The 21,467-nt window shown below is 41.6% G+C and carries 21 protein-coding genes and 1 pseudogene; 6 read left to right on the top strand and 16 right to left on the bottom strand.

Annotated features, from left to right (window positions below; all coding sequences use genetic code 11):
• Window positions 1–35: 35 nt before the first annotated feature.
• The gene (locus KAN5_RS15235) at window positions 36–746 is read right to left on the bottom strand and encodes a spondin domain-containing protein (protein ID WP_016709969.1); all 711 of its coding nucleotides are present in this window, start codon (window positions 744–746) and stop codon (window positions 36–38) included.
• Window positions 747–756: 10 nt separating this feature from the next.
• Window positions 757–1,458, bottom strand: coding sequence for a spondin domain-containing protein (locus KAN5_RS15240; RefSeq protein ID WP_244390047.1), 702 nt, complete (start codon window positions 1,456–1,458; stop codon window positions 757–759).
• Window positions 1,459–1,676: 218 nt separating this feature from the next.
• On the opposite strand from KAN5_RS15240, the gene KAN5_RS15245 reads away from it, so the two are divergent.
• Entirely contained in the window at window positions 1,677–2,048 is a 372-nt protein-coding gene (locus KAN5_RS15245; protein ID WP_016709971.1) for a DUF4870 domain-containing protein, read from the top strand.
• 65 nt (window positions 2,049–2,113) lie between these two features.
• A complete protein-coding gene (locus KAN5_RS15250) occupies window positions 2,114–2,548 on the top strand; it encodes a YqaA family protein (RefSeq protein ID WP_016709972.1) in 435 nt (144 codons plus the stop codon).
• Here KAN5_RS15250 and folX read toward each other — a convergent pair.
• The 6 genes and pseudogenes from folX to KAN5_RS15280 form a co-directional block, all read right to left on the bottom strand.
• Window positions 2,545–2,904, bottom strand: coding sequence for a dihydroneopterin triphosphate 2'-epimerase (folX, locus tag KAN5_RS15255; RefSeq protein ID WP_016709973.1), 360 nt, complete (start codon window positions 2,902–2,904; stop codon window positions 2,545–2,547). The genes KAN5_RS15250 and folX overlap by 4 nt on opposite strands.
• Before the next feature lie 4 nt (window positions 2,905–2,908).
• A complete protein-coding gene (folE, locus tag KAN5_RS15260; protein WP_016709974.1) occupies window positions 2,909–3,463 on the bottom strand; it encodes a GTP cyclohydrolase I FolE in 555 nt (184 codons plus the stop codon).
• A 22-nt stretch (window positions 3,464–3,485) separates the two neighbouring features.
• Window positions 3,486–4,205: a dihydromonapterin reductase gene (gene folM, locus KAN5_RS15265; RefSeq protein ID WP_244390049.1), complete on the bottom strand. Its 720-nt coding sequence runs from the start codon at window positions 4,203–4,205 to the stop codon at window positions 3,486–3,488.
• A gap of 207 nt (window positions 4,206–4,412) precedes the next feature.
• On the bottom strand, window positions 4,413–5,243 hold the full coding sequence (gene nadE, locus KAN5_RS15270; protein ID WP_016709976.1) for an ammonia-dependent NAD(+) synthetase: 831 nt from the start codon (window positions 5,241–5,243) through the stop codon (window positions 4,413–4,415).
• A 55-nt stretch (window positions 5,244–5,298) separates the two neighbouring features.
• Window positions 5,299–5,922: a YceH family protein gene (locus KAN5_RS15275; protein ID WP_138554716.1), complete on the bottom strand. Its 624-nt coding sequence runs from the start codon at window positions 5,920–5,922 to the stop codon at window positions 5,299–5,301.
• A gap of 37 nt (window positions 5,923–5,959) precedes the next feature.
• Window positions 5,960–9,323, bottom strand: a pseudogene (locus KAN5_RS15280) (ATP-binding protein).
• Between the two features lie 259 nt (window positions 9,324–9,582).
• Here KAN5_RS15280 and KAN5_RS15285 point away from each other — a divergent pair.
• Window positions 9,583–11,877: a penicillin acylase family protein gene (locus tag KAN5_RS15285; RefSeq protein ID WP_244390050.1), complete on the top strand. Its 2,295-nt coding sequence runs from the start codon at window positions 9,583–9,585 to the stop codon at window positions 11,875–11,877.
• Here KAN5_RS15285 and KAN5_RS15290 read toward each other — a convergent pair.
• The gene (locus KAN5_RS15290; protein ID WP_016709980.1) at window positions 11,863–12,954 is read right to left on the bottom strand and encodes a GGDEF domain-containing protein; all 1,092 of its coding nucleotides are present in this window, start codon (window positions 12,952–12,954) and stop codon (window positions 11,863–11,865) included. The genes KAN5_RS15285 and KAN5_RS15290 overlap by 15 nt on opposite strands.
• 294 nt (window positions 12,955–13,248) lie before the next feature.
• On the opposite strand from KAN5_RS15290, the gene KAN5_RS15295 reads away from it, so the two are divergent.
• Both KAN5_RS15295 and KAN5_RS15300 read left to right on the top strand, forming a co-directional pair.
• Entirely contained in the window at window positions 13,249–14,781 is a 1,533-nt protein-coding gene (locus KAN5_RS15295) for a bifunctional GNAT family N-acetyltransferase/carbon-nitrogen hydrolase family protein (protein WP_138554719.1), read from the top strand.
• Entirely contained in the window at window positions 14,781–15,098 is a 318-nt protein-coding gene (locus KAN5_RS15300) for a multidrug efflux SMR transporter (protein ID WP_016709982.1), read from the top strand. The genes KAN5_RS15295 and KAN5_RS15300 overlap by 1 nt, the downstream gene beginning before the upstream one ends.
• A 45-nt stretch (window positions 15,099–15,143) precedes the next feature.
• On the opposite strand, the gene KAN5_RS15305 is transcribed toward KAN5_RS15300, so the two are convergent.
• The 4 genes from KAN5_RS15305 to KAN5_RS15320 all read right to left on the bottom strand — a co-directional run bounded on the left by KAN5_RS15305 (window position 15,144) and on the right by KAN5_RS15320 (window position 18,753).
• A complete protein-coding gene (locus tag KAN5_RS15305; protein ID WP_244390959.1) occupies window positions 15,144–16,025 on the bottom strand; it encodes a DMT family transporter in 882 nt (293 codons plus the stop codon).
• Between the two features lie 359 nt (window positions 16,026–16,384).
• On the bottom strand, window positions 16,385–17,596 hold the full coding sequence (locus KAN5_RS15310) for a M56 family metallopeptidase (protein ID WP_244390051.1): 1,212 nt from the start codon (window positions 17,594–17,596) through the stop codon (window positions 16,385–16,387).
• 9 nt (window positions 17,597–17,605) lie between these two features.
• The gene (locus KAN5_RS15315; protein WP_016709986.1) at window positions 17,606–17,980 is read right to left on the bottom strand and encodes a BlaI/MecI/CopY family transcriptional regulator; all 375 of its coding nucleotides are present in this window, start codon (window positions 17,978–17,980) and stop codon (window positions 17,606–17,608) included.
• Between the two features lie 80 nt (window positions 17,981–18,060).
• Entirely contained in the window at window positions 18,061–18,753 is a 693-nt protein-coding gene (locus tag KAN5_RS15320) for a pseudouridine synthase (protein WP_138554722.1), read from the bottom strand.
• A gap of 84 nt (window positions 18,754–18,837) precedes the next feature.
• Between KAN5_RS15320 and KAN5_RS15325 the strand changes: the two genes are divergently transcribed.
• On the top strand, window positions 18,838–19,245 hold the full coding sequence (locus tag KAN5_RS15325; protein ID WP_016709988.1) for a GNAT family N-acetyltransferase: 408 nt from the start codon (window positions 18,838–18,840) through the stop codon (window positions 19,243–19,245).
• Here the strand turns inward: KAN5_RS15325 and KAN5_RS15330 are convergent.
• From KAN5_RS15330 to KAN5_RS15340, 3 genes are read right to left on the bottom strand one after another with little or no spacing between them, the layout of a single operon-like run.
• The gene (locus KAN5_RS15330; protein WP_016709989.1) at window positions 19,242–19,601 is read right to left on the bottom strand and encodes a HopJ type III effector protein; all 360 of its coding nucleotides are present in this window, start codon (window positions 19,599–19,601) and stop codon (window positions 19,242–19,244) included. The two genes, KAN5_RS15325 and KAN5_RS15330, sit on opposite strands and share 4 nt — an antisense overlap.
• Window positions 19,602–19,619: 18 nt before the next feature.
• Window positions 19,620–20,738, bottom strand: a complete 1,119-nt coding sequence (locus KAN5_RS15335; protein ID WP_016709990.1) for a TIGR02281 family clan AA aspartic protease — start codon at window positions 20,736–20,738, stop codon at window positions 19,620–19,622.
• Between the two features lie 12 nt (window positions 20,739–20,750).
• A complete protein-coding gene (locus tag KAN5_RS15340) occupies window positions 20,751–21,458 on the bottom strand; it encodes an HAD-IA family hydrolase (protein WP_016709991.1) in 708 nt (235 codons plus the stop codon).
• Window positions 21,459–21,467 lie beyond the last annotated feature (9 nt).

The raw sequence follows: 21,467 nt of genomic DNA on the forward strand, positions 1-21,467 counted from the left end.
GAGGGCGCATCCATGTGCCCTAAAGCCAATAAAATTTACTGTGTCCGTGTGATAACAACTTTAGCGAGTGGGTTATCAAACTTATGTTCACTATATAAGATGGAGCCAGACAGCCCGTCTTGTTGGCTTACAACACCTGGGTGCATAGCAACATAGTTGATATCATCACGCGTTTCATTAAACCCTTCACCGCCATCAGCAGGACCCGGTATTGAGCCTGCAGCTTCAGTATTAGCTTCAGTGCCTGCGTCATACGCGAAAGTAAAGTGTGTTAATGTTTCATCAACAGCCAGTGAGGACACATCAATAGAGTTAAGACCGGTAAAACCATCATTTGTATTCACCATCATAGTTGCTAACGATAATTTTAATACTTCAATGGCATCGGTGGTGATAGTTAGGGTCGTTTGTGCACCCGGCCCCAGTGGTGCCTCCCCGGAGCTGCTGGCAATCGCCGATGTAAAAGTGAGTAACTCAGAGTTATCACCGCCTTCGGCCATCAGCTCCAAGGCTAAAGAGGCGCTTTGACCTATTTGCCATAAGTTACCCTCATGATGTGCAATCAATGCGATAGGCGATAAAGGTTGTCCGGCCGTTAAGTTGCTAACCTGCACGGTAAACTGAAAACTGATTGGTTCAGGAGCAGGGGGAGTTACCACTGTGGGGGTATTGTCATCTGAATCGCTACATGCAGCCAAGCTGGCACCTAGCGCGAGAATGATAAGGCTTTTACTAAAACGTGACATAACTACGCTCCTATTTTACCGTGACGGTGAGTTTCGCAACAGGGTTTAACCATCTATGCACTGTATTGCTTAAATCACTTGTGCCTGCTGTTAAGTCATCGTCGCCTAAATTTCCAGGGTGAATATGCACATTGGTATTTGTTTGAGTGCTGCTTACACCGGCACCACCAGTTCCTGCATCGCCACCCGGCGCCGCTGGGATCCCTGGTGTACCTGGTGCGCCAGAATCGGCAATAATAAGCTCGTCATTTGCTTCTGTGCCCGCATCATAACCATTTAAGTAGACAGTGTAAGTACCTGCCTCTGTAGGGATTTTCCAGCTATCTAGGCCAACAAAGCCATCATTCGTTGGCAGTAGCATGGCGGTTAATGAGAGATATTCATTGCCTTCATTGGTCATCAGTGTGGTCATGGTTGATGCTGTAGGTAGTAATAGACCATTAGCTGGGTTTGCTGCTATATCACTACTAGACGCGGTAGCTTGTGCTATTAATGGCTCCAGGTTGCCACCTTCAGCCATTGTTTGCAGCGCTGTGGAGGCAGGCATTGCAAGTTCAAACAAATGCTCTTCACCATTATGGGCTGTTACTAAAATGGGGGTGAAGTGAATTCCTTGGGTGAGGTTGGTCAGTTGTATTTCTAGTTCAGCGGCTGACGCTGCGTGACTTGCAAACGCAGTTAGAGTAGCAATAGCGAGAGTAGAGATTTTCATGATTCGTTCCTATTATTGATGATTCACAATGAGTATCAAAGAGCGACATCAAGAAAACCTCACGAACTTATCACTTTTTTATCACAACAGTACCAATCAACTTGCTTGATGTTTATCAAGCAAAATTAAGGAGGGCATTTTTTAGCATATTGATCATAAATCAGCCTAGACATGATGCCTTAAAGCAGTCACTATAAACAAAAAACAAGGAGATGATAATAGAAGAAAATCAACAGGTTGAGCCAGTTGTAGCGAGTAAAGATGAACGTATGTGGGCAATGCTTTGTCATTTAAGTGCGTTAGCCGGGTTTGTTGTCCCGTTAGGCGCTATACTCGGTCCGCTGGTCGTGTGGTTAATTAAAAAAGAAGAAATGCCACTAGTGGCAGAGCATGGGCGTAAGTCGCTTAATTTTCAAATCACGATGTTAATTGCTTATATACTGTGTTTTATTCTGATGTTTGCAGTTATTGGCGTCATTTTATTACCCATAGTGGCTATTTTCTCGTTTATTATGGTGGTTATCGGTGCCATTAAAACCAATGATGGCAAACCGTTTAGCTACCCATTTAGTTTAAATTTGATAAAATAAGCCATACTAGATTTTAACAAAAACCCAGCTTTTGCTGGGTTTTTTATATGCTTGAAAAGGCTTAAATGGCTTATTTAACATTATTTCTTACTGCGTTTGTTGCCGCTACTTTGCTGCCTAGCTCATCTGAAATTGTACTGACAGCGATGGTTACAAAAGGTGAGTACACAATTTGGCTGTTGTGGCTTAGTGCTACAGTAGGCAATGTGCTGGGGAGCTGTGTTAATTATTGGCTCGGTACTCAAGTGCTACGGTTTAAAGACCGAAAATGGTTTCCTGTTTCGCAACAGAATATTGATAAAGCTCAGCAACGTTTTGAAAAATATGGGGTGTATAGCTTATTTTTGGCATGGGTGCCGATCATTGGTGATCCGCTGACCGTCGTTGGTGGAATTTTTAAGGTTCGCTGGTGGACTTTTTTATGGATTGTTACCCTTGGCAAAGGGGCACGATATTTAGTGGTGCTCGCCTTTGCCTTAGGTGTAGATAAACTGATTTAACTTTTCGCCCAATCAAGTGTCAGTGATACTGAGTCGGCAAAACGCAAGGCGTGAGGCTTATCAACTCGTACTTTAGCGTAGTTGACGCTAGAATGACGATGACACACTTCGAGTATTTCGGCGACGAGCTTTTCAAGCAGTAAAAAGTGCCCTTGTTCTACCAGCGCAATAACTTCTTTAGTGATCACTTTATAATTTAATGCTTGCTCTACTTGATCAGTCTCGCAGGCTTGATCTGCAGGGTAGTGAATTTCTAAATTAATCACTACATCCTGTTTTTTCTCACGCTCTTCTGGATTAAAACCGATAAAAGTACGCAGCCGTAAATTGGTGACATTTATAATTGCATTACCCATAAGGTTAACCTTTTACAAGCTGCAAAAATTCATTACGGGTTTTTGGGTCTGCTCTAAAGTTACCTAGCATGACGGAGGTACGCATACTGGAATTTTGCTTTTCAACACCACGCATCATCATACACATATGTTTTGCTTCAATAATAACGCCCACGCCTTTAGCACCGGTTACTTCTTCTACCGCTTTAGCTATTTGGTGAGTGAGTTGTTCTTGAATTTGAAAGCGGCGCGCGTACATATCAACAATACGAGCAAATTTAGATAAACCAAGTACCTTGCCGTTAGGGATATAAGCAATATGACAACGACCAACAAAAGGCAGCAAGTGATGTTCGCACATCGAGTAAAGCTCAATATCTTGCACCAATACCATGTCGTCTGCATCAGAAGTAAATACTGCGTTGTTGGTAATTTCGTCAAGTGTTTGACGATAGCCCTTGGTTAAATACTCCATGGCTTTGGCGGCACGCTTTGGCGTGTCTAGAAGACCTTCGCGCTGAGGGTCTTCACCTACGGCAGCGATGATCTCTTGGTAACTATTTTTTAATTCGTTATGCATAAATTTCTCAATTTTAAATTCGTTATTTTAAGTGTCTGCCGCCATCTACGGGCAATGAACGCCCCGTTATGTAATGGCTATTTAGTAATAAATCGACACTATTAATGATTTCACGGCAACCGGGTTCGATGCCCATTAAAGATTTTTTTAACGTTTTAGCACGGTATGCTTCATCGTCATCTTCATTAAAAATAATGAGTGATGGTGCAATTGCATTAACTTTGATTTGTGGTGCATATTTAGCTGCAAACGACTTGGTTAAGTTATCAAGAGCAGCTTTACTTGCAGCGTATGCTAAGTGTTTAGGGCTACCAGTATCGACCACATAATCGGTTAAATGAATAATGTCGGCTGGCGCAGCATGTTGTTCGTAATAACGTTGTAATAACTCACTGCTAGCAAGGTTGATCAAGTAAGGGGTTTTGGCATGGATGCGCATCATATTATCAAAAAGCGCCGCGCTATCAGGATTATTCGCTTCACAATCCCAGCTAGAGGCGTTGTGAATAATCGCTTTAAGACTGCTAGTATGGCTTTTTAATACCGCAATAAACTCTACAATAGCATTATCGTCACTAAAGTCTGCAGCGATACAAATAGCGCCTTGTTGCGCTAATTCATCAATGGCTTTATGACGAGTGCGGTAGGTCACTATGATCGTTTGCCCAGCGGCAATAAAATGCTTAGCAAGTGCTAGACCAATACGCTGGCCTGCGCCAGTGATTAAAATGGGCGATGTCATATAATGCGATGTTCTCTATTTAACGCTAAGTATTAATAAGCTAACTATAAACTAAATTACAGTAATGTTTCACCCATTAGCGTAGCAAACTCATTACTGCATTATTAAGTTGTACATTACGGTTGACGATAAGAGATCGATCATACAAATAAACCGAGCGCAGCTTTTTATATTTGCAGGCACACGCTCAGTTTAGTTAGTAGGCAATTAATCGTAAATTGTTGGGATGGCTTGACGTTTATGTTGAGTGCGCAGATATATAGCAATTAGTTTTTCGCTGACTTCATCACTCACCGATTTACCTTCTAAAAAGTCATCAATTTGTTCATAGCTTAAACCTAGGGCTTCTTCGTCAGTAAGGCCTGGGCGGTCGCATTCTAAATCGGCAGTTGGTGCCTTATTCACTAGTAAGTCTGGTGCACCAAGTTGTTTTGCTAATGCGCGTACTTGGCGTTTTGACAAACCAAATAAAGGGGCTAAGTCACAGGCTCCGTCACCAAATTTAGTGTAAAAACCAGTAATGTTTTCGGCGCTGTGATCAGTACCAACGACAAGTCCTTGGCATAAGCCAGCAATTTCATATTGTGCCACCATACGTTGGCGAGCTTTTACATTACCTTTAATAAAATCAATTTGCGCTTGCTCAGGTAGGCTTTCACCGCTACCTACGACAGCTGCTAAAGCTTGTTCATGCATGCCATCAGCTGCAGGCTTGATGTTTACCGTCATCCGTTTACTTGGTTGAATAAAATCAACGGCTAATTGCGCTTCGGCTTCATCAGCTTGAATACCGTAAGGTAAGCGAACGGCTATAAATTGATATTTTTCAGTTTGTTGTTCAGTATTTAATTCGTTCACGGCAAGTTGGCATAAACGCCCGCAGGTAGATGAATCCACGCCACCACTGATCCCCAGCACTAAAGAGCGTGAATATGCTGCCACAAGGCGGTTTTTTATAAAGTTAACACGGCGTGTAATTTCTTGGTCAACGTCTATAGTTGGCTGGACTTTCATTTCAGCCATTATCTCAGCGCGCATGCTGGGCTCCTAACAGTTCATTATTGTGGTTATAGTCTAATTCAAAGGGTTTAATTTAAAGCCCTAAATGCTGTTTTATTTTTTGTAACTCGGCTTTGAGGTCATCAATTTCAGCAAGTAATTCATTCAGCTCATCAGCTTTGATGTCGGGTAACTCCACTGCTTGCGCAACGACAGTACTTTCAGGATCTGCAAATAAATGACTGTAACGACTTTCACGTTTGCCGGGCTCTCGCGGATGTTTAACGACATGTTCTGCGTTGATTAGCTCGTTCAGTGCAGTTTCTACCTCTGCGACGTTGTTAAACTCAGCAAGACGATTACTACGGGTTCTTAACTCACCTGGAGTTTGTGGCCCGCGTAGGAGGAGCAAACAAATAATCGCGCGTTGTTGCTCAGTCAATTGTAAATTACCAAACTCGGTGTTGCAAAAACGATGTGCAAACTTGGTTACACGGCCAGAAAACCCTTCATCCTGTGTCACTAAGCGTTGAGCAAGCAAGGTGTCTAATGCTTGTTGAACTTGTGTTTCACTGAGAGTTAATACTGGCTCACGGTTTGACTTTTGATTACAGGCATTCGTTAGTGCGTTGAGTGACAACGGGTAATGTTCAGGAGTCGTGCTTTGTTTTTCAAGTAAACAGCCGATCACACGTTGTTCAATAGCTGTGAGTTGCATAATAAATCCTTCTTTTGTTATGCCTAAGCTTACACTTTTATTGTGTATCAAGCCATTGTTGTAACTTTGGCTGAAGCGCTTCAAAATCGAGCGGTTTGGTTAAATAATCACTCATCCCAGCATTCAAGCATTTGTCTCTATCGCCTTGCATTGCATTTGCAGTTAAGGCAATGATAGTTACGTTTTTATAATGTTCTCCGGCATCGCCATTACGGATCGCACGAGTTGCTTGGTAACCGTCCATTTCAGGCATTTGGCAATCCATTAACAATAACTTGTAAGGCTGTGCCATATTATTTTTTAGCTTTTCTATCGCTTCTAAACCATTTTCGGCGATATCGAAATTAACGCCAGCCTGTTTAAGCAAGGCACTGGCAACAACCTGATTGACCTTGTTGTCTTCGACGAGCAGAATTTTCTCTTGATTTGCAGAGTCTACGCTGTTAACTGCAATGTTGGTATGTGGTAGGGGGTTATTTTGCTGCTGCTCAATAAACTTGTCATTAGCCAGTGAGTCAAATAAGTCAGAAGGAGTTAGTGGCTTAAATATCATGCAATTAACATTAACAGGTAAGTTGGTATGTTCTTTTGAGAAACTCATTGGAGCCATGAGTATTAGTTTTACTTGGTGCTCGTCTAGGTAGCCTTGGAGCAGCTTTATTACTTCAGCATCGGCTTGTCTAATAAAGCTATAATCAAGTAATACAGCATCAATCGTTACTTCGCTTGATGTTAGGTGCTTTGTAATGCTTGGGTAGTGGCTAACGATATCTGCATACGCACCCCATACTTGCAATTGTTTATGAGCTATTGCGCCATTTAAAGGGCAGCTATCTACAATTAAAATCCGCTTATTTTTGATTAAATGGCTTGGTAAGTCTTGTTCTCTACTGAGCAATGGTTGTACTTTTATGGAGAAAGTAAAAGTGCTCCCTTCACCGTATACACTGGTAACGTTCACTTCACCATTCATTAAATTACAAAGTTGCTTTACTATCGCCAGTCCCAAACCTGTGCCGCCATATTGGCGAGTCGTTGAGGTGTCTGCTTGAGTAAATGAGTCAAACAAAGCAGCTTGCTTGTCGGCTTTTATACCAATACCAGTATCAATTATTGAACAATTTAAGAAAGTCCCATCTGTGGTGTTATTTAAATCTGCAATAACGATGATTTCTCCATCGTGAGTAAATTTAACAGCGTTGCCGAGCAAGTTATTAAGAATTTGTCGTAGCCTATTTGGATCGCTAATAACTTCGTTTACATCAATTTTAGTGGCGTCTAGAATCAGTTTGGTATTATGCTGCTCTACTTTCAGGGCAAAGGATTCGACGATTTCACCTAGTAATTTAGGTAAGTTAAAGGCAATTTCTTCAATATCTAATTTACCAGCTTCAATTTTAGAAAAGTCCAAAATATCGTTAATAATGTTAAGCAGAGACTGTGCTGATGATTGTGCTAACTCGATATGGTGAGCTTGCTGTGCGTCTAACTGGGTCTGCTGCACAATATTCAGCATCCCGAGTACCCCGTTCATGGGTGTGCGAATTTCATGACTCATGCTCGCTAAAAACTCCCCTTTAGCGGTCACTGCTTGTTCAGCTGCTTCTTTCGCTGTTACTAATTGTTGCTCTGTTTCTATACGTTGTTCACTTGAGTATAAGCTGCCAATTAAGGCAGCCACAGCGATTAGAAAACTTTCTTCGTTACGGGACCATGCACGTGGGAGTTGGCATTGCTCTGCACACACAATACCAATGGCCCCGCTTCCTGCTGGAATCGAAGCACTTAGCATAGATTGGATATTTAAAGGTGCTAAATAATGCTCAGTTAGTGGCGTGGTAAGTTCGTTGCTAAGTGCATTGGCGGCGCTGAGTACTGCTTGATTATTTATGGCGGCAAAAAAACTTGGTAGCTCACTTTGTTGCCATGTTTGCAGTATTGTGTGTTCAGACGCGTGCTTGCCGTGATAGGCAAATAAGAGTAACTGATCTTTACTTTCATTGAATAGCCAAATACTGGCTCGTTCAACATTGAGGGCATCGCATACTGATCGTGTGATGATATCTTTAGATTGCTTTAAATTCCCTGTCAACACTGCGCTGTTAACGGTAAGAGAGGCAAGAGCTTCATTGTGCAGCGCTGTTTTATTGCTTTCTAGTTCAATACATTTACGGGTATGTATATCTTGCAGCGAACCAAAAATTCTGACGCAGCGGCCGTTACGAATTTCAGCTTCACCATGAACTAATACCCACACAGATTGATTAAGAGAATTTATGACTTCGAGTTCGACTTCGTAGCTTTCACCGTATTTTATAGCACGCTCAATAAGTCTTTGCACGGTATCGCGGCTTTCACCAGCTTTAAAGTAATTAAGGTTGGTTGGCCAATCAGGTTGTTCGTCTAGCGGGTATTTGAAAATTTCTTTGGTCATATCAGACCAATACACTTGTTGGGTTTCGAGATTGAATGACCATGCGCCAATTTTGGCAAGGCTACTCATAGTGACTAACATTTTTTCATTTTGTAATTGCCGGTTGAGCATTTTTAAGAACACTAAAAACGCTAAGCAAAGCAACCCGCAAATTGTAAAAATTGCTAACCTTAGCGGCCAGACAGATGAGCCTGGAGGTGCCCAGCCAGCTTTTGGAGAAACAAATAACAGCCATTCCCCACCTTGGAAAGTGAGCGTAAACGCAAGCGGGTTGTGTGTTAAAATTTCAGAGTCGCCATGAAAAAACTCTCCTTTGCTACCTAAGCCATTGCGCCCTTGGATAGCCACATCGTAGTGTTCTTCTAATTCATAGATACCTGCTTTGGTGTACATTTTGTCAATATCGAGTACTACAGAGAGTAATCCCCAAAAGTGTTTATCTGGGGGTAGGTAAACAGGAACTCTAGCAATTAAGGCCTCGCCACCTTGAACCAATGTGAGAGGACCCGCCATCACTATTTCATTATTATCACGTGCGCGAATAGCATCGGCACGTTGCTCTTGGTTTTCTAAAAAGTTTAGGCCAATTGCCTTTTTCATTGCCCGCAAGCGGGTAGGTCATGCGGATCACCATATCAGGTGCACCGCCGATATTACGTAATTCAGATGAAGTGTCGAATAATGGTGCAGCGATTTGTGCAAAACGCTGTTGTTCTAAATTAGGTTCTGCGGCAACAGCGACCGCTAAACCTCGTACTAATTGAATATTTGACACTAAAGTAGATTCAAGTTGCGTACGATAGCTACTGACTTCAGATAGAATCAACAGCCGGTGAGATTGTTTGGCGCGCTCATAGCTGACTTGATCCAGCACTAGGCTAATCAAGAAAATAAACGCGAGCGAACACCAAAATGTCAGTTTGAATTTGTATACCTTTTTATCATCTTGTGTTTTTGGCAATGACATTACGCTTTATGCATTTAAGAATTGGCAGTTCAACTATAGTCAATTTATCGTAGAAATAGAAATGCTTCTGATAAATAGGGGGACATATTTTTTATTTAAATTACGATATGTTAGCTGGCAGATTAACTGTTAATTCAATTATCACTGGGCTGGTTTTGCGGTTTGCAGTAATTAATTTGCTGAGAAACCAATGAAGAACATTATTTTTCATAAAACTATGTTTATGATAGACAGAATTCAAAGTGAAAAGGATTAGTCCATGTTTAAAGTAGTCAAATGGTTGGTGTTGGCAGTGGTTATTTTAGGGTTAGCAGTAACGGCTGTTGTTTACGGGGTGTTGGCAGTCAGTTTACCCGCCTTGGATGGTAAGGGCCGCAGCCATAATGTTAATCATGAGGTGAAAATTTCGCGAGACCAACTTGGACAAGCTGTTGTTTTTGCTGAAAGCCGAAATGATGCTGCTTATGGCTTAGGTTTTGCGCATGGCCAAGATCGATTCTTTCAAATGGATTTATTGCGTCGTAATGCTGCGGGTGAATTGAGTGAGTTATTTGGTAAAGCGGCATTAGATTTAGATAAAAAAATGCGTTTTCATCAATTACGAAAGCGCAGTGCAGCAATTGTTAAGCAATTACCAGAGGCTGATCAGGCACTATTAACAAGCTACGCTGCAGGTGTTAATGAGGGCTTAGCGCAGATCGGTTTTACTAGCTTTGAATATTTACTAACAGGTGCAGAGCAACAGCCTTGGCGCAGTGAAGATAGTTTGTTAGTGATTTACAGCATGTATCTAGATTTACAAACCGCAACTTTTGAGCGTGACCAAGCGTTGATCCAAATTGCCGATATTTATGGCTCTGACATGGTCAGCTTTTTAACTCAACCGAGTCAATATCAAGCAGCATTAGATGGCAGTAAGCTCCCCCCTTACACATTAGGGATCCCTGAGTTACCTAAACAAGCCTTACAGGCAGTATTAAATATAGATGCAAACCAAGAACGTGGCAGTAATAACTGGGCAGTTACAGGGCAGTTAACAAGTACTGGAGCGGGGATGTTGTCGGATGATATGCATTTATCTATGGCGGTGCCTGTTATTTGGTATCGCGCGCAACTTAATTTTACAACTAAGCAAGGTAAACAGCGCCAAGTTACAGGGGTATCTTTACCGGGAGCACCAGCAATTGTGGTAGGTACCAATAATGACATTGCTTGGGGATTTACCAATGGCTATCTCGATACTGCCGATTGGGTAGCCTTAACAGATAGCACTAAAACGTGGCAAGAAGTTGAGCAAATAGCTCTACCGGATGGCACGAGTGAACAATACTCACTTACCCTCAGTGAATTTGGTCCGGTACGAGAAATCAATGGTAACTCTTACGCATTGAGTTGGGTGGGTCATCAGCCATACGCTGTGGATATGGATTTATTGCAGTTAGAACACGCGACGACAGTCGATGATGCGCTACTTATTGCCAGTGACGTGGGGATCCCAGTACAAAATTTAATGGTAGTAGATAGTCAAGGTAATGCAGCATGGAAAAATATGGGGGCACTCCCTGGGCGTACTAATCCAACTGCGCTGGCGGTCTCTGCTAGCGACTATTCAGCGCGCTGGCAACATAATGAACAACAAAGGCCGGCGCTAAAAAACCCGCCTGATGGCCGTTTGTGGACGGGTAATTCACGGGTTGTGTCGGCTCAGGATGATTTACGTTTTGGCAATGGGGGTTATGCATTAGGTGCACGCGCTACGCAAATTCGTGACCGATTATATGAAAAACAGCAGTTTAATGAAGCTGACTTTAACCAGTTACAGCATGATAATCAGGCGCGCTTTTTACAGCCGTGGCATAGCTTACTACTCAAACAGCTTAATAAAAATAGTGTGGTTAATCAGCAATACATCAAAGAACTCGAAAATTGGCAAGGGTGCGCGTGTGCGACTTCAATAGGTTATACCTTGGTAAGACGCTACCGTGATGAGATTATTAATAGTGTATTTTCCGCGATGCAAGCAACCTTGCAAACACAAGGCGGGTCATTAAAGTATGTGAAGCGGGATCTAGAACCTGCAATCTGGCAACTAATCGAACAACAACCTGACAGTTGGTTAAATCCACAGTTTGCTGACTGGGATGCGCAATTAAGGGGGGCATTTAGCCAAGTTGTAAGTAAATTAACAACAGAGTTTGGTGCGAACATGCAAAGTTGGCAGTGGGGTAAAGTAAATGAACTTGTGATTGAGCATCCATTTGCACAGCAAATACCGCAATTGAGCAAATTACTCAATATGCCAACAGCGCCAGGGTTTGGTGATAGTTATATGCCTGCAGTACAAGGACGTAGCTTTGGCGTATCACAGCGGTTTATTGCCCAGCCTGGGCATCTAGAAAACGCCATAATGGCTATTCCCGGGGGCCAATCAGGGCATCCATTATCGCCGTTTTATCGCACCGGGTTTGATGACTATATCGCCGCCAAAGCAACGCCGTTATTACCACAGGCATTAACACATGAAATTATTATAGCGCCTTTAAATACTTTTTAATTCAGCGGTGTAGTCTGTTTCAGTAGTGGCAATGGTTGTTTGATTTCGGCCATTTTCTTTACTCTTATAAAGTGCTGCATCGGCTTGTTGCAGCATTTCCTCAAGACTTGCGTTAGACTGCCACTGGATCAAACCAAAGCTCATCGTTATATTCAAGTTCCCCCCTTGTTCGGCACAGTTAAGGGCTGCAATGTTGTCTCGCATTCTTTCTATTCGAGTAAAAGCATTTTGCTCATTGGTATTAGTAAGTACGATTAAAAACTCTTCTCCACCCCAACGAACAGCAATGTCTTGTTCAGCGATATGTTGGTTTATTACATTCGCAACTCTGACTAAGATCGCGTCGCCTTTGTCATGGCCATAGGTATCGTTAAAGTGTTTAAAAAAATCAATGTCAGCCATAACTAAACAAAGGTTAGTGTTAGTAAACACACTTTTTTGCTGCGCGGCTAAAATAAGTTTTTTTGCAAAACGGCGGTTATATAGTTTAGTTAAGTGGTCTTTAGCGGCCATATCCGTTAGTGCGATGCGTTGTGAAATGCTGATCTCTCGGATCAAGCCAATAGCATAAACCATTGGTAGGCCAGCAATGACTATATTGAGCATATTGATGTAGAGTAAAAAATCCTTGTATGCATAGCTATAAACGACATCACTGAAAAACAAATATAGCGCTGCAAAAGTGAATATAAGCATCAGGCTGTAGATAAAAGCATGTTTGAGTTTGAGCTGATAGTCGACAAGTAGTAAGCATGAAATCGTCCATAAGTAGAATTGGAAGCCCAATTCTAATCCTAACGTTGCGCAGACTAATATAGAGTGTAATAGCACTTCTATTGAAAAAACCTTCAATGCGAGGGAGTGTCGGCCTTTATTGATTAAGTTGATACCACTTGCCCAAGCAAAAACACTAAAAATATTTGCCAGTGCTAGCATAGATGCGCCGAGATGATAAAAAATAAAGATCAATGCCACGTGGATAGCAAGAGCAAAATAGGCCACCCTTTGGATTATTTGAAATTTAATGGTTTCAACATCGTCGAGATTTTGATGTTTAATTTGCATTAGTGCTGGCAAAACAACTCCTGATCTTAGATGCGTAAATACAGAGTATAGGTGAGTTTACTTAGAGTAAAAAATTTCTGTGCGGCTCCTTTTGAGGTTTGTGCGGCTGAAATAATAATGCCGTACGCACAACTTAAATTAAAACAAAAATAAATGCTTACTTTACTTACTTCAACACTGCTGTTGGTGCTATCTTAAAATAAATAATCAGTGCTGAATATGCTTGCTAAGCATGTGTTCAGAGCTAATAACGTATATGTTGGTTTGTTTATCGAATTTAATGTCCTACGCCTAAAGGAGTTGTGTATGTCGGCAGAAAAAACCCATCTTGAGATTTGTAATTTAACCAAAGAGCAGTACCCACAAATAAAAACCTTGATGGATCAAGCCTACCCAGGTTTAGGCGGTGCATGGCCTAGCCATACCATTTTTAGATTAATTGACCAGTTTCCAGAAGGCCAGTTGGGCATGGTGGATGATGGTGTATTAGTGGGGATCGCTTTGAGCGTCCAAGTGGATTATGCACGATTTTCAAATCCACATACTTATGAAGATATAGTTGATGGTCATGATCGGGTATTCAGCGATCCTGATGGTGATGCTTTGTACGGTTTAGATGTGGTTATTTCGCCAACTCATCGTGGTATGCGTTTAGGGCGACGACTGTACGATGCGCGTAAAGAATTATGCCGTCAATACAACTTACGCGCTATTCTAGCTGGTGGGCGGATCCCGCGTTATTACAATCACAGCAATGACATGACACCGACACAATATATTGAGAAAGTTGATCATAAGGAGTTATATGATCCGATTTTAAGTTTTCAATTATCAAATGATTTCCAAGTTAAGCGATTACTAAAAAAATATTTGCCTGAAGATCAGGAGTCGGTAGGTTATGCCACTTTATTAGAGTGGAATAACATTATGTTTGAACCCACGGATACAGTGCTTGAATCTACTAAATCAATAGTACGGGTCGGGGCTGTGCAGTGGCAAATGCGCTGCGTAGATTCGGTTGATGAGCTGCTAAAACAAGTGGAATATTTTGTTGATACTGTTTCTGACTATAAAAGTGACTTTATTTTGTTTCCAGAGTTCTTTAATGCGCCTTTAATGGGGTTAACAGAGCAGAAAAGTCAGACTGAAGCGATCCGCAATTTAGCGGAATACACAGAAACTTTTCGTGATGCAATGTCGCGTATGGCGGTTGAATACAATGCCAATATTATTACTGGCTCTATGCCATTGGCTGAAGAAGATAAAATTTATAATGTCAGCTATTTATGTCATCGCAGCGGTAAAATTGACGAACAACGCAAGATTCATATCACGCCACATGAGCAAAATGATTGGGTGATTCAAGGCGGCGATAAAATCGCTGTATTTGATACTGACGCAGGACGAGTCGGCATTCAAATTTGCTATGACGTTGAGTTTCCTGAGTTGTCGCGAATTTTAGCCAAGCAAGGGCTCGATATTTTATTTGTACCATTTTGGACTGACACTAAAAATAGTTACCTACGCGTACGCCATTGTGCACAAGCACGTGCTATTGAAAACGAGTGTTATGTGGTTATTGCCGGTTCTGTGGGTAACTTACCTGAAGTGGAAAGCTTGGATGTGCAATATTCGCAATCAGCTGTGCTAACGCCATCAGATTTTTCGTTCCCGCATGATGCCGTACTAAACGAAGCAACGCCGAATACTGAAATGTTGTTATTTAGTGATTTAGATATGGATAAATTAAAAATTCTACATAGCGAAGGAACTGTACGAAACTTAAAAGACCGTCGCGAAGATTTATATGACGTAATATTGAAAAAGAGTGTTAATTAATGGCGTGGATTTATTTAATTATCGCCGGTTTGCTTGAAATCGGCTGGCCAGTGGGATTAAAAATGTCGCAAGAGGGAGAAAACCGATGGCTAGGAATTGCTATTGCGGTGGCATTTATGGTCGCGAGTGGTTTTATGTTATGGCTGGCTCAACGGGATATTTCTATGGGGACCTCCTATGCGGTTTGGACTGGTATTGGTGCCGCAGGGACATTCTTAGTAGGGATATTGTTTTATAATGACGCGGCCACATTTGGCCGTATTGCTGGTGTGTTAATGATCATCAGTGGCGTGATCACGTTGAAAATTAGTCATTAACAGCACATTTAAAAATTGCGGTGCGGCCCTATGGGGGCCGCTTTTTTATGCTGAGGGAAACATCACTAAAACTGCAGCTATGGCAATTAATAGCAGTCCTGCGCTGTCTTGACGTTTTAAAGGCTGTTTGAGCCATAATACGGAAATCAAGATGGTAAAAAACACTTCCACTTGCCCTAAGGTTTTAACATAGGCGACATGTTGTAAGCTCATCGCACTAAACCAGCCTATGGAACCAATACAACTGAAAAAACTAACTGCACTGGTGGTTTTTTTATGTATCCACATAGCGCGAAATGTCGGACGTTCTTTCACTGCAATGTAACCACCCAGCATTATGGTTTGTAAGCTAATAATAAGCAGTAAAACCCAGGCTGCTGAATAAGGAAATGTAAGCCCAGAGCTCAAACTTGCTTCTCTGATCCACGATGAAGATAGAGCAAATGCAGTGCCGCAGGCTAAACCTAACAAGGCTGTTTTTAAGCTAAAGTGCTTAACATTAGTAATGCCACTCAATAGCAATACTGCAATGGAGCCAAGAAATACGCCTAACCAACCAAGTAAAGATAAGGTCGCACCAAAAAACAGTACTCCTAAAATAGCGGCGACCAGAGCTTCGCTTTTTGCAAGGCCTGCACCCACTGCAAAGTTATTCATTTTAAATAACTTCACCATTAGCCCAGTGGCAATAATTTGCACAATAGCTGCGCCGATAATATAACCAATAAAATGGAGGTTAAAGGAGGGTAAAGGAGCATCTTGGTAGCTATATAATGCCAGTAAGTAAGCCAACGCTAGCGGGCTTGCTAGTATAAAACGCGCTAAAGTGACTCCCGCAACACTAACATGTGCACTTAGCTGACTTTGCAAAGCGTTGCGCCACGACTGCATAAAAGCAGCTAAAATAGTTAAGAATATCCAGATCATAATAAAAAATGGCAAGTAAGAGGAACCAATACGTTATCAGTGCCAGGGCTCTAAAGCGAACTAAAAATAGCTAAAATGAAAATAACTCAGCTGCGACAATATGTCACAGTTTCATAATGTTTGCACTGAGCTATAGTAAAGGTGATGTTATTGTTAGCCGCCATTGTTTAGTAAGCAACGGCGGCTTTTTTATTACTCGTTTTTACACTACGCGCTTCGCTGTGCTAAGTTGGTGAGGAGTAATAATGACTATTATTAATTTGTGCGCTACTTGCTGTGTGTTTATAGATTAGTTCTGAAAACGCTAAAGCAAGCGGCTTAAACAAGGCGCTTGCTTTAGGGTCTTTGCGGTTTGTGACTTATTTAGCCGCAACTGTTACCTTTTCGATGAGATCATCTGATTTGTAATGCTTATCTATGGCAAAATCCAGTTGTACCAGTACATCTTTAAAGCCAAAGTTCGAAGGCTTATATTGCCACTGCTTTAATGCTCTTTTTGCTTCCCTATTAAATACGCCCTCTGGTTTAGCGTTTACCACTGAGATATTTGCGGTGTTTCCAGCAGGGTCAATGTCGTACTTTAATACCACAGAACCACTGATCCCTTGCTCAGCTGCTTGCTTTGGATAAAGAGGTTCAATGCGCATGATCGGTGAAATTGACTGCTTCTGGGCTTTTGCCTCTGGTTGTTTAGCAATTGCAAAGCTGCTTAACATTCCCGCAGCAAAAATGAGCAGAGCAGCCTTGGCAACCAGTGAGCTGTTGCCGTTATGTTTGATTTGATTGAGTCGTTGTAACATAGTGTTTTTATCTCCATAGTGTGAATAAGCCATCAAGCCTGCGCGACTACTTGCTGCACAATTAATGAGGGCCTTGCTGTATAAAATCCGTTGTTGGGTGTTTTTATTAGCGAGTACTTTTTCGTCACATGAAAGCTCTTGTAGGCGCCTGAAACTCAGGTAGCCAAGCCAAGCAAGTGGGTTAAACCAAAACACCAATGTTGTTATTAGTAACAACATATTTAATAAGTTATCGGCACGTTTTATATGTACTTTTTCATGCTCAATGATGAGCTTTAATGAGACGCTATCGGTTTTTTGCAGATAGCCTGTTGGTAACACTAACTGTGTACGTAATAACCCAATCACCATCGGTGTACTCACTGCATCACTTTGTAGTAACTGAATAGTTGGGTTATCCCTAACAAACGATTTATCGTTTAGAGGCGTTAATTGCAACTGTTTGATAAAACGCTGATGCGTCAATGCGGTGATCACAGCTAATAGGCTGAATATCACGCCGTAGAGTAGCGCCCAACTAATACTAAAATTAGCACCCAACGCTTTATTTGGGGTGATCAACATAGTGCTAATAGCGGCACTTTGTAATGGTTTTAAGTGTGCGGGTAAATTTGCCAGCAGTAGTGCAATGGGGATTAATAGCCACAATTTATAGACAAAATTTGCATTGAGCCATTTTAATGAATAGCGCTCTAACACGAGCAGGCTAACTATCAGTATGCTGAATAAGAGTTGTTGCTCAATAAGCCAATTAAAGGTTATTTCTAGCATGTTGAATCCTTACTTCTGCTGCTTTTCCCACTCATCAATGACTTTCTTAAGTTCATTGATGTCTTGTTGTGAAAGTTGTTCTGATTTAGCAAAACCACTTACCAAAGGTGCAATACGGCCGCTAAAAAATCGCTCTATAAAGTTTTGGCTTTCCTTGAGTGTGTATTCAGCGCGTTCCATACAGGGCGTATAAATATATTGGCGGCCCTCTTTTTCAAAGCTGAGAGCGCCTTTTTTTACCAGTCGTCCAAGTAAGGTTTTAATGGTTTTTTCGTGCCACTGTTTTTCATCGCTTAAACGGTCGATGATCTGGCTTGCTGTTGCTGGGTAATTCAGCCAAAGTGCATCGAGCACTTCAAATTCTGCTTTCGATAATTCAATCATGAATGTCGCCTACAAGTGTAATCTTTAAATTAAGATTACACCTGTAATCATTTTTTGCAACTAGTTTGTGTAAAAATTAATTAATTTTTTAGAATGTCAGACTTGTTTATTTGCTGGTAGCTATTTTCTGCAAGGTTGAGTGGCGTTAATTCGAGATGAGCAATTTGTTCACGGTAAAGGTCGGTAACCTTATAGCCACAGTAGTGTGCCATTTTTCGTATTTGACGGTTAAGCCCTTGTTTTAAAATAATACTAAACTGGTGCTCTGTTATTTTTTCAACTGTGCAAGGTAAAGTAATGTGTTTGTCTACGGGCACACCGTTTGCCATTGTTTGGCAAAAATTATCATCAAGTGGCTTATCTACAGTCACTAAATAACGCTTTGGCTGGTGGAAATCAGGATGGATCAGCTGATTACAAAATTCGCCATCATTGGTCAGTATTAGTAAACCTCGAGAGTCTTTATCTAGCCTGCCAATTGGATACACTCGGGTTGTTTGTGGCAGGTGATGAATCAAGCTGCTGGAGTCGGTTTGATTAAGTTTACAGTCAATACCAACGGGTTTGTGGTAGGCAAAGTAAACCAGTGGGGCCGCACCTTGTATGCGCTCACCATTAACACGTATATCGTCGCTGTCATCTACATGATCAATATGATTCGCGGGGTGGGCGTTCACAGTTACAATGCCTTGATCAATTAATCGAGATGCTTGTTTACGAGAGCAAATCCCCGCATGGGCAAGGTATTTAGCAAGGCGAGTTTTTTCAATCATAGCATAAGCTGGACAGTTAATAATGCTGCGAGTATAACAAGCCACAAGCTAATGATGGGTTATTATTTTTTGAAGGGGTTATGAATGTACTCACTACAGCGAGATGACTCACAGTGTTTGCAAGAGGAATTAAGATCCGCCATGCAGGCTTTTAATCAAGCGCACTTTGATACGCAGAGAATTCCTTTAGGGTTTAAGTTTGTCGATGAAAATCAGCAGCTAGTGGCAGGGATCACAGCTCAGGTATTTGGTAATTGGTTAATGATAAGCTGGTTGTGGTGTGCTGAGACTGCTCGTGGTCATGGTTTGGCGACTCAGCTATTACATACAATTGAGGAGCATGGGCAACAACTTGGCGCTAAATGGGCTCAGTTAGATACGTTAGATTTTCAGGCTAAGCCGTTTTATGAAAAAAACGGCTATGTGGTGAAATACCAATTAAATAATTATCCGCTTTCAGGCACGCGATACTTTATGGAAAAAGAGCTTTAGGCTATTTCTAACAACGGTTGTTGCTCAAAAGTCAGTCCTAAAAATGGCGTGGCTTCGGGTGCGAGCATAAAGGTACGAATGTTCATATGATCGTGACCATCAGGATTTCCTAATACATCCTCTCGGTAAAATGCGCCAAAGCAATCTAAGGTATTTTGTTTGCTTAATTGGTTGAGCTTAGCAAAAGCAAAAATTTTGCACGAGCCGTTGTTTTCACCAGCAGCACTTTTTAAACCGTGGTTATTAAATGCGCTTGGCGTAAAGCGATAATTTGCATCAATCACTGCCATGCAATCGCTAAACTCAAGCTGTTGCGGTTGTTCAGCTAAGCGGCTTAAAAAATCGTTGAGTGTCATGTTTATCCTTAAATTAAGTTATTGTTTTTCTAGTTCAAGCTGATTATCTAGCTGATTAATATTAAATTTAAAATGTTGTAAAAAATTCATTCCTAATAGGCCATAGCCACTATGATTGTTGATCACCAAAATGTCAAAGTTGTGTAAAATTTGTTGGCCAATTTTAATCGACTCAACTTGATAGTGAGCAGCCTTTACTTGGCCATTAGCTGTATTTACGGTCATCTCGTTGATATATTTTGGTTGTGGGTAGAGCGACTCTAACAGTTGCTTTGGTAGTACCGTAAAGCTTGCTCCAGTATCTATCATCAGTTGCGTATTTACATCGTTATTAATAATGATATCAATAAGGTAATGCGCTCCTCGTTTTTCTAAAGGGACTTTATCTAGGCCGTTAATGGCATGGTTAATTTGCTCTTGTAATGCAGCTGCTTGACTTTGCAATGGGTGTTCCAGAGGTAGGCGGTCTAAACTTGACTGTGCACTGGGTAAGTCATTGAGCTGATAATAAGCATGCGCAAGGGCAAATAAATAACGAGGGTTTTCATTATCATAATCAAGCCACGCCAGTGTTTGTTCAGTAATTGTTTGCCATGCCCTACGTTCATTGAGTGCCTGTAGTTGGGCAATAGTAAGCTGGGTTAAGCGCATATTTATGGCTGCTAACTGACTTTCATTGGCAAGTGATTGTAAAGCTAACAATGCCACAATGGCTTGATTGGGTTGTTGGCTTTTTACTAAGCGCTCGGCATCAAGTTGTAACATACTGACATTGTAAGGTTCGCTGGTTAAAAAGGCCTGTAAAAAACGCTCAACGGTCGTCAATTGCCCATCGTTCAGCCAATCCTCTACGCTATTACGCCATTGAAAATATAGCTGCTCAGCTTGTAATGGTTGGGCTGTGTGTAATTGCTGATAACTGGCAACGGCAGCGCTAAACTGTTGCTGGTCAAACTGCCGTATAGCTTGTTGGTAATAAGGGCTAAATAACTCTGAGGGCGGTTGCTGTGTTTTAGATTGTGTAACAGCCTCTTTACTGGGCCTAACGACTTCTGTTGGCCATAATAAATAGCCATTCAACGCAACGGAGGCGGTTAACGCCGTGATGAGTAAGTATGTGGAAAACGTCCTTTTCATTTTAAACCCCCGTTACTTTAAAAAGTACTTTAGCGCTTGAATATCTTTAATTTCAATGTCGGCTAAGCCTTTATATGCATAGTTTGCGGCTTGGTTATTGAGCCATATAGATTGGCAGCCTGCATTATGCGCGCCGTGTACGTCAGTATCTAAACTATCGCCGATATGTAAAATTTGTTGTGGTGCTACGTTTAAATGATTACATGCTTGTTCGAACATAGTGGCATGCGGTTTTGCTTTACCGTGAATGCCCGCTTGCAGCACCAGCTCAAATACACCGTTTAAGTTAAATCGCTCAACTTCAACATTACCATTGGTTATAGCAATTAAACGATAGTGCTTTGTAAGTTTAGCGAGTAGCTCAAGCACTTCATCACTAACCGTAATTTGGCTGCGTGCATCGGCAAATGCTTGGTATGCGTAATTAGCGTGCTGTTCCAGCTCTACTCCTTGGTAGCCGAGCTTGGCAAGTGCCACTCGTAATGTGCTTTTACGCCATTGAGTTACGTTGTCGATGAGTTCAGGGTTGTCAATTACCGCTTGTTCACGGCATTGTTGCCAGTAGTTTTTGCCTTGCGCTTGCCAGTTGGGAAGCGCATTGAGGTAATCTATTTGTGCTTGCACAGCCGCTTTGATGATGGGGTGATTGTTGTATAGTGTGTCATCTAAATCAAAACTGAGTACAGAAAAATGGCTTATGGCACGATTAAAGCGGATCATATCAGCTCC

The sequence above is a fragment of the Pseudoalteromonas sp. KAN5 genome, assembly GCF_022846535.1.
GTDB classification, from domain to species: Bacteria; Pseudomonadota; Gammaproteobacteria; order Enterobacterales; family Alteromonadaceae; genus Pseudoalteromonas; species Pseudoalteromonas haloplanktis.

What these genes read in the sequence shown, in the direction of transcription:
- KAN5_RS15240 (WP_244390047.1), bottom strand. Translation starts at nt 1,458, where the DNA reads ATGAAAATCTCTACTCTCGCTATTGCTACTCTAACTGCGTTTGCAAGT.
- folX (WP_016709973.1), bottom strand. Translation starts at nt 2,904, where the DNA reads ATGGGTAATGCAATTATAAATGTCACCAATTTACGGCTGCGTACTTTT.
- KAN5_RS15315 (WP_016709986.1), bottom strand. Translation starts at nt 17,980, where the DNA reads ATGATTGAATTATCGAAAGCAGAATTTGAAGTGCTCGATGCACTTTGG.
- folE (WP_016709974.1), bottom strand. Translation starts at nt 3,463, where the DNA reads ATGCATAACGAATTAAAAAATAGTTACCAAGAGATCATCGCTGCCGTA.
- KAN5_RS15335 (WP_016709990.1), bottom strand. Translation starts at nt 20,738, where the DNA reads ATGAAAAGGACGTTTTCCACATACTTACTCATCACGGCGTTAACCGCC.
- KAN5_RS15300 (WP_016709982.1), top strand. Translation starts at nt 14,781, where the DNA reads ATGGCGTGGATTTATTTAATTATCGCCGGTTTGCTTGAAATCGGCTGG.
- folM (WP_244390049.1), bottom strand. Translation starts at nt 4,205, where the DNA reads ATGACATCGCCCATTTTAATCACTGGCGCAGGCCAGCGTATTGGTCTA.
- KAN5_RS15330 (WP_016709989.1), bottom strand. Translation starts at nt 19,601, where the DNA reads ATGACACTCAACGATTTTTTAAGCCGCTTAGCTGAACAACCGCAACAG.
- KAN5_RS15250 (WP_016709972.1), top strand. Translation starts at nt 2,114, where the DNA reads ATGGCTTATTTAACATTATTTCTTACTGCGTTTGTTGCCGCTACTTTG.
- KAN5_RS15305 (WP_244390959.1), bottom strand. Translation starts at nt 16,025, where the DNA reads ATGATCTGGATATTCTTAACTATTTTAGCTGCTTTTATGCAGTCGTGG.
- KAN5_RS15275 (WP_138554716.1), bottom strand. Translation starts at nt 5,922, where the DNA reads ATGCAACTCACAGCTATTGAACAACGTGTGATCGGCTGTTTACTTGAA.
- KAN5_RS15325 (WP_016709988.1), top strand. Translation starts at nt 18,838, where the DNA reads ATGTACTCACTACAGCGAGATGACTCACAGTGTTTGCAAGAGGAATTA.
- KAN5_RS15310 (WP_244390051.1), bottom strand. Translation starts at nt 17,596, where the DNA reads ATGCTAGAAATAACCTTTAATTGGCTTATTGAGCAACAACTCTTATTC.
- nadE (WP_016709976.1), bottom strand. Translation starts at nt 5,243, where the DNA reads ATGCGCGCTGAGATAATGGCTGAAATGAAAGTCCAGCCAACTATAGAC.
- KAN5_RS15320 (WP_138554722.1), bottom strand. Translation starts at nt 18,753, where the DNA reads ATGATTGAAAAAACTCGCCTTGCTAAATACCTTGCCCATGCGGGGATT.
- KAN5_RS15340 (WP_016709991.1), bottom strand. Translation starts at nt 21,458, where the DNA reads ATGATCCGCTTTAATCGTGCCATAAGCCATTTTTCTGTACTCAGTTTT.
- KAN5_RS15295 (WP_138554719.1), top strand. Translation starts at nt 13,249, where the DNA reads ATGTCGGCAGAAAAAACCCATCTTGAGATTTGTAATTTAACCAAAGAG.
- KAN5_RS15235 (WP_016709969.1), bottom strand. Translation starts at nt 746, where the DNA reads ATGTCACGTTTTAGTAAAAGCCTTATCATTCTCGCGCTAGGTGCCAGC.
- KAN5_RS15285 (WP_244390050.1), top strand. Translation starts at nt 9,583, where the DNA reads ATGTTTAAAGTAGTCAAATGGTTGGTGTTGGCAGTGGTTATTTTAGGG.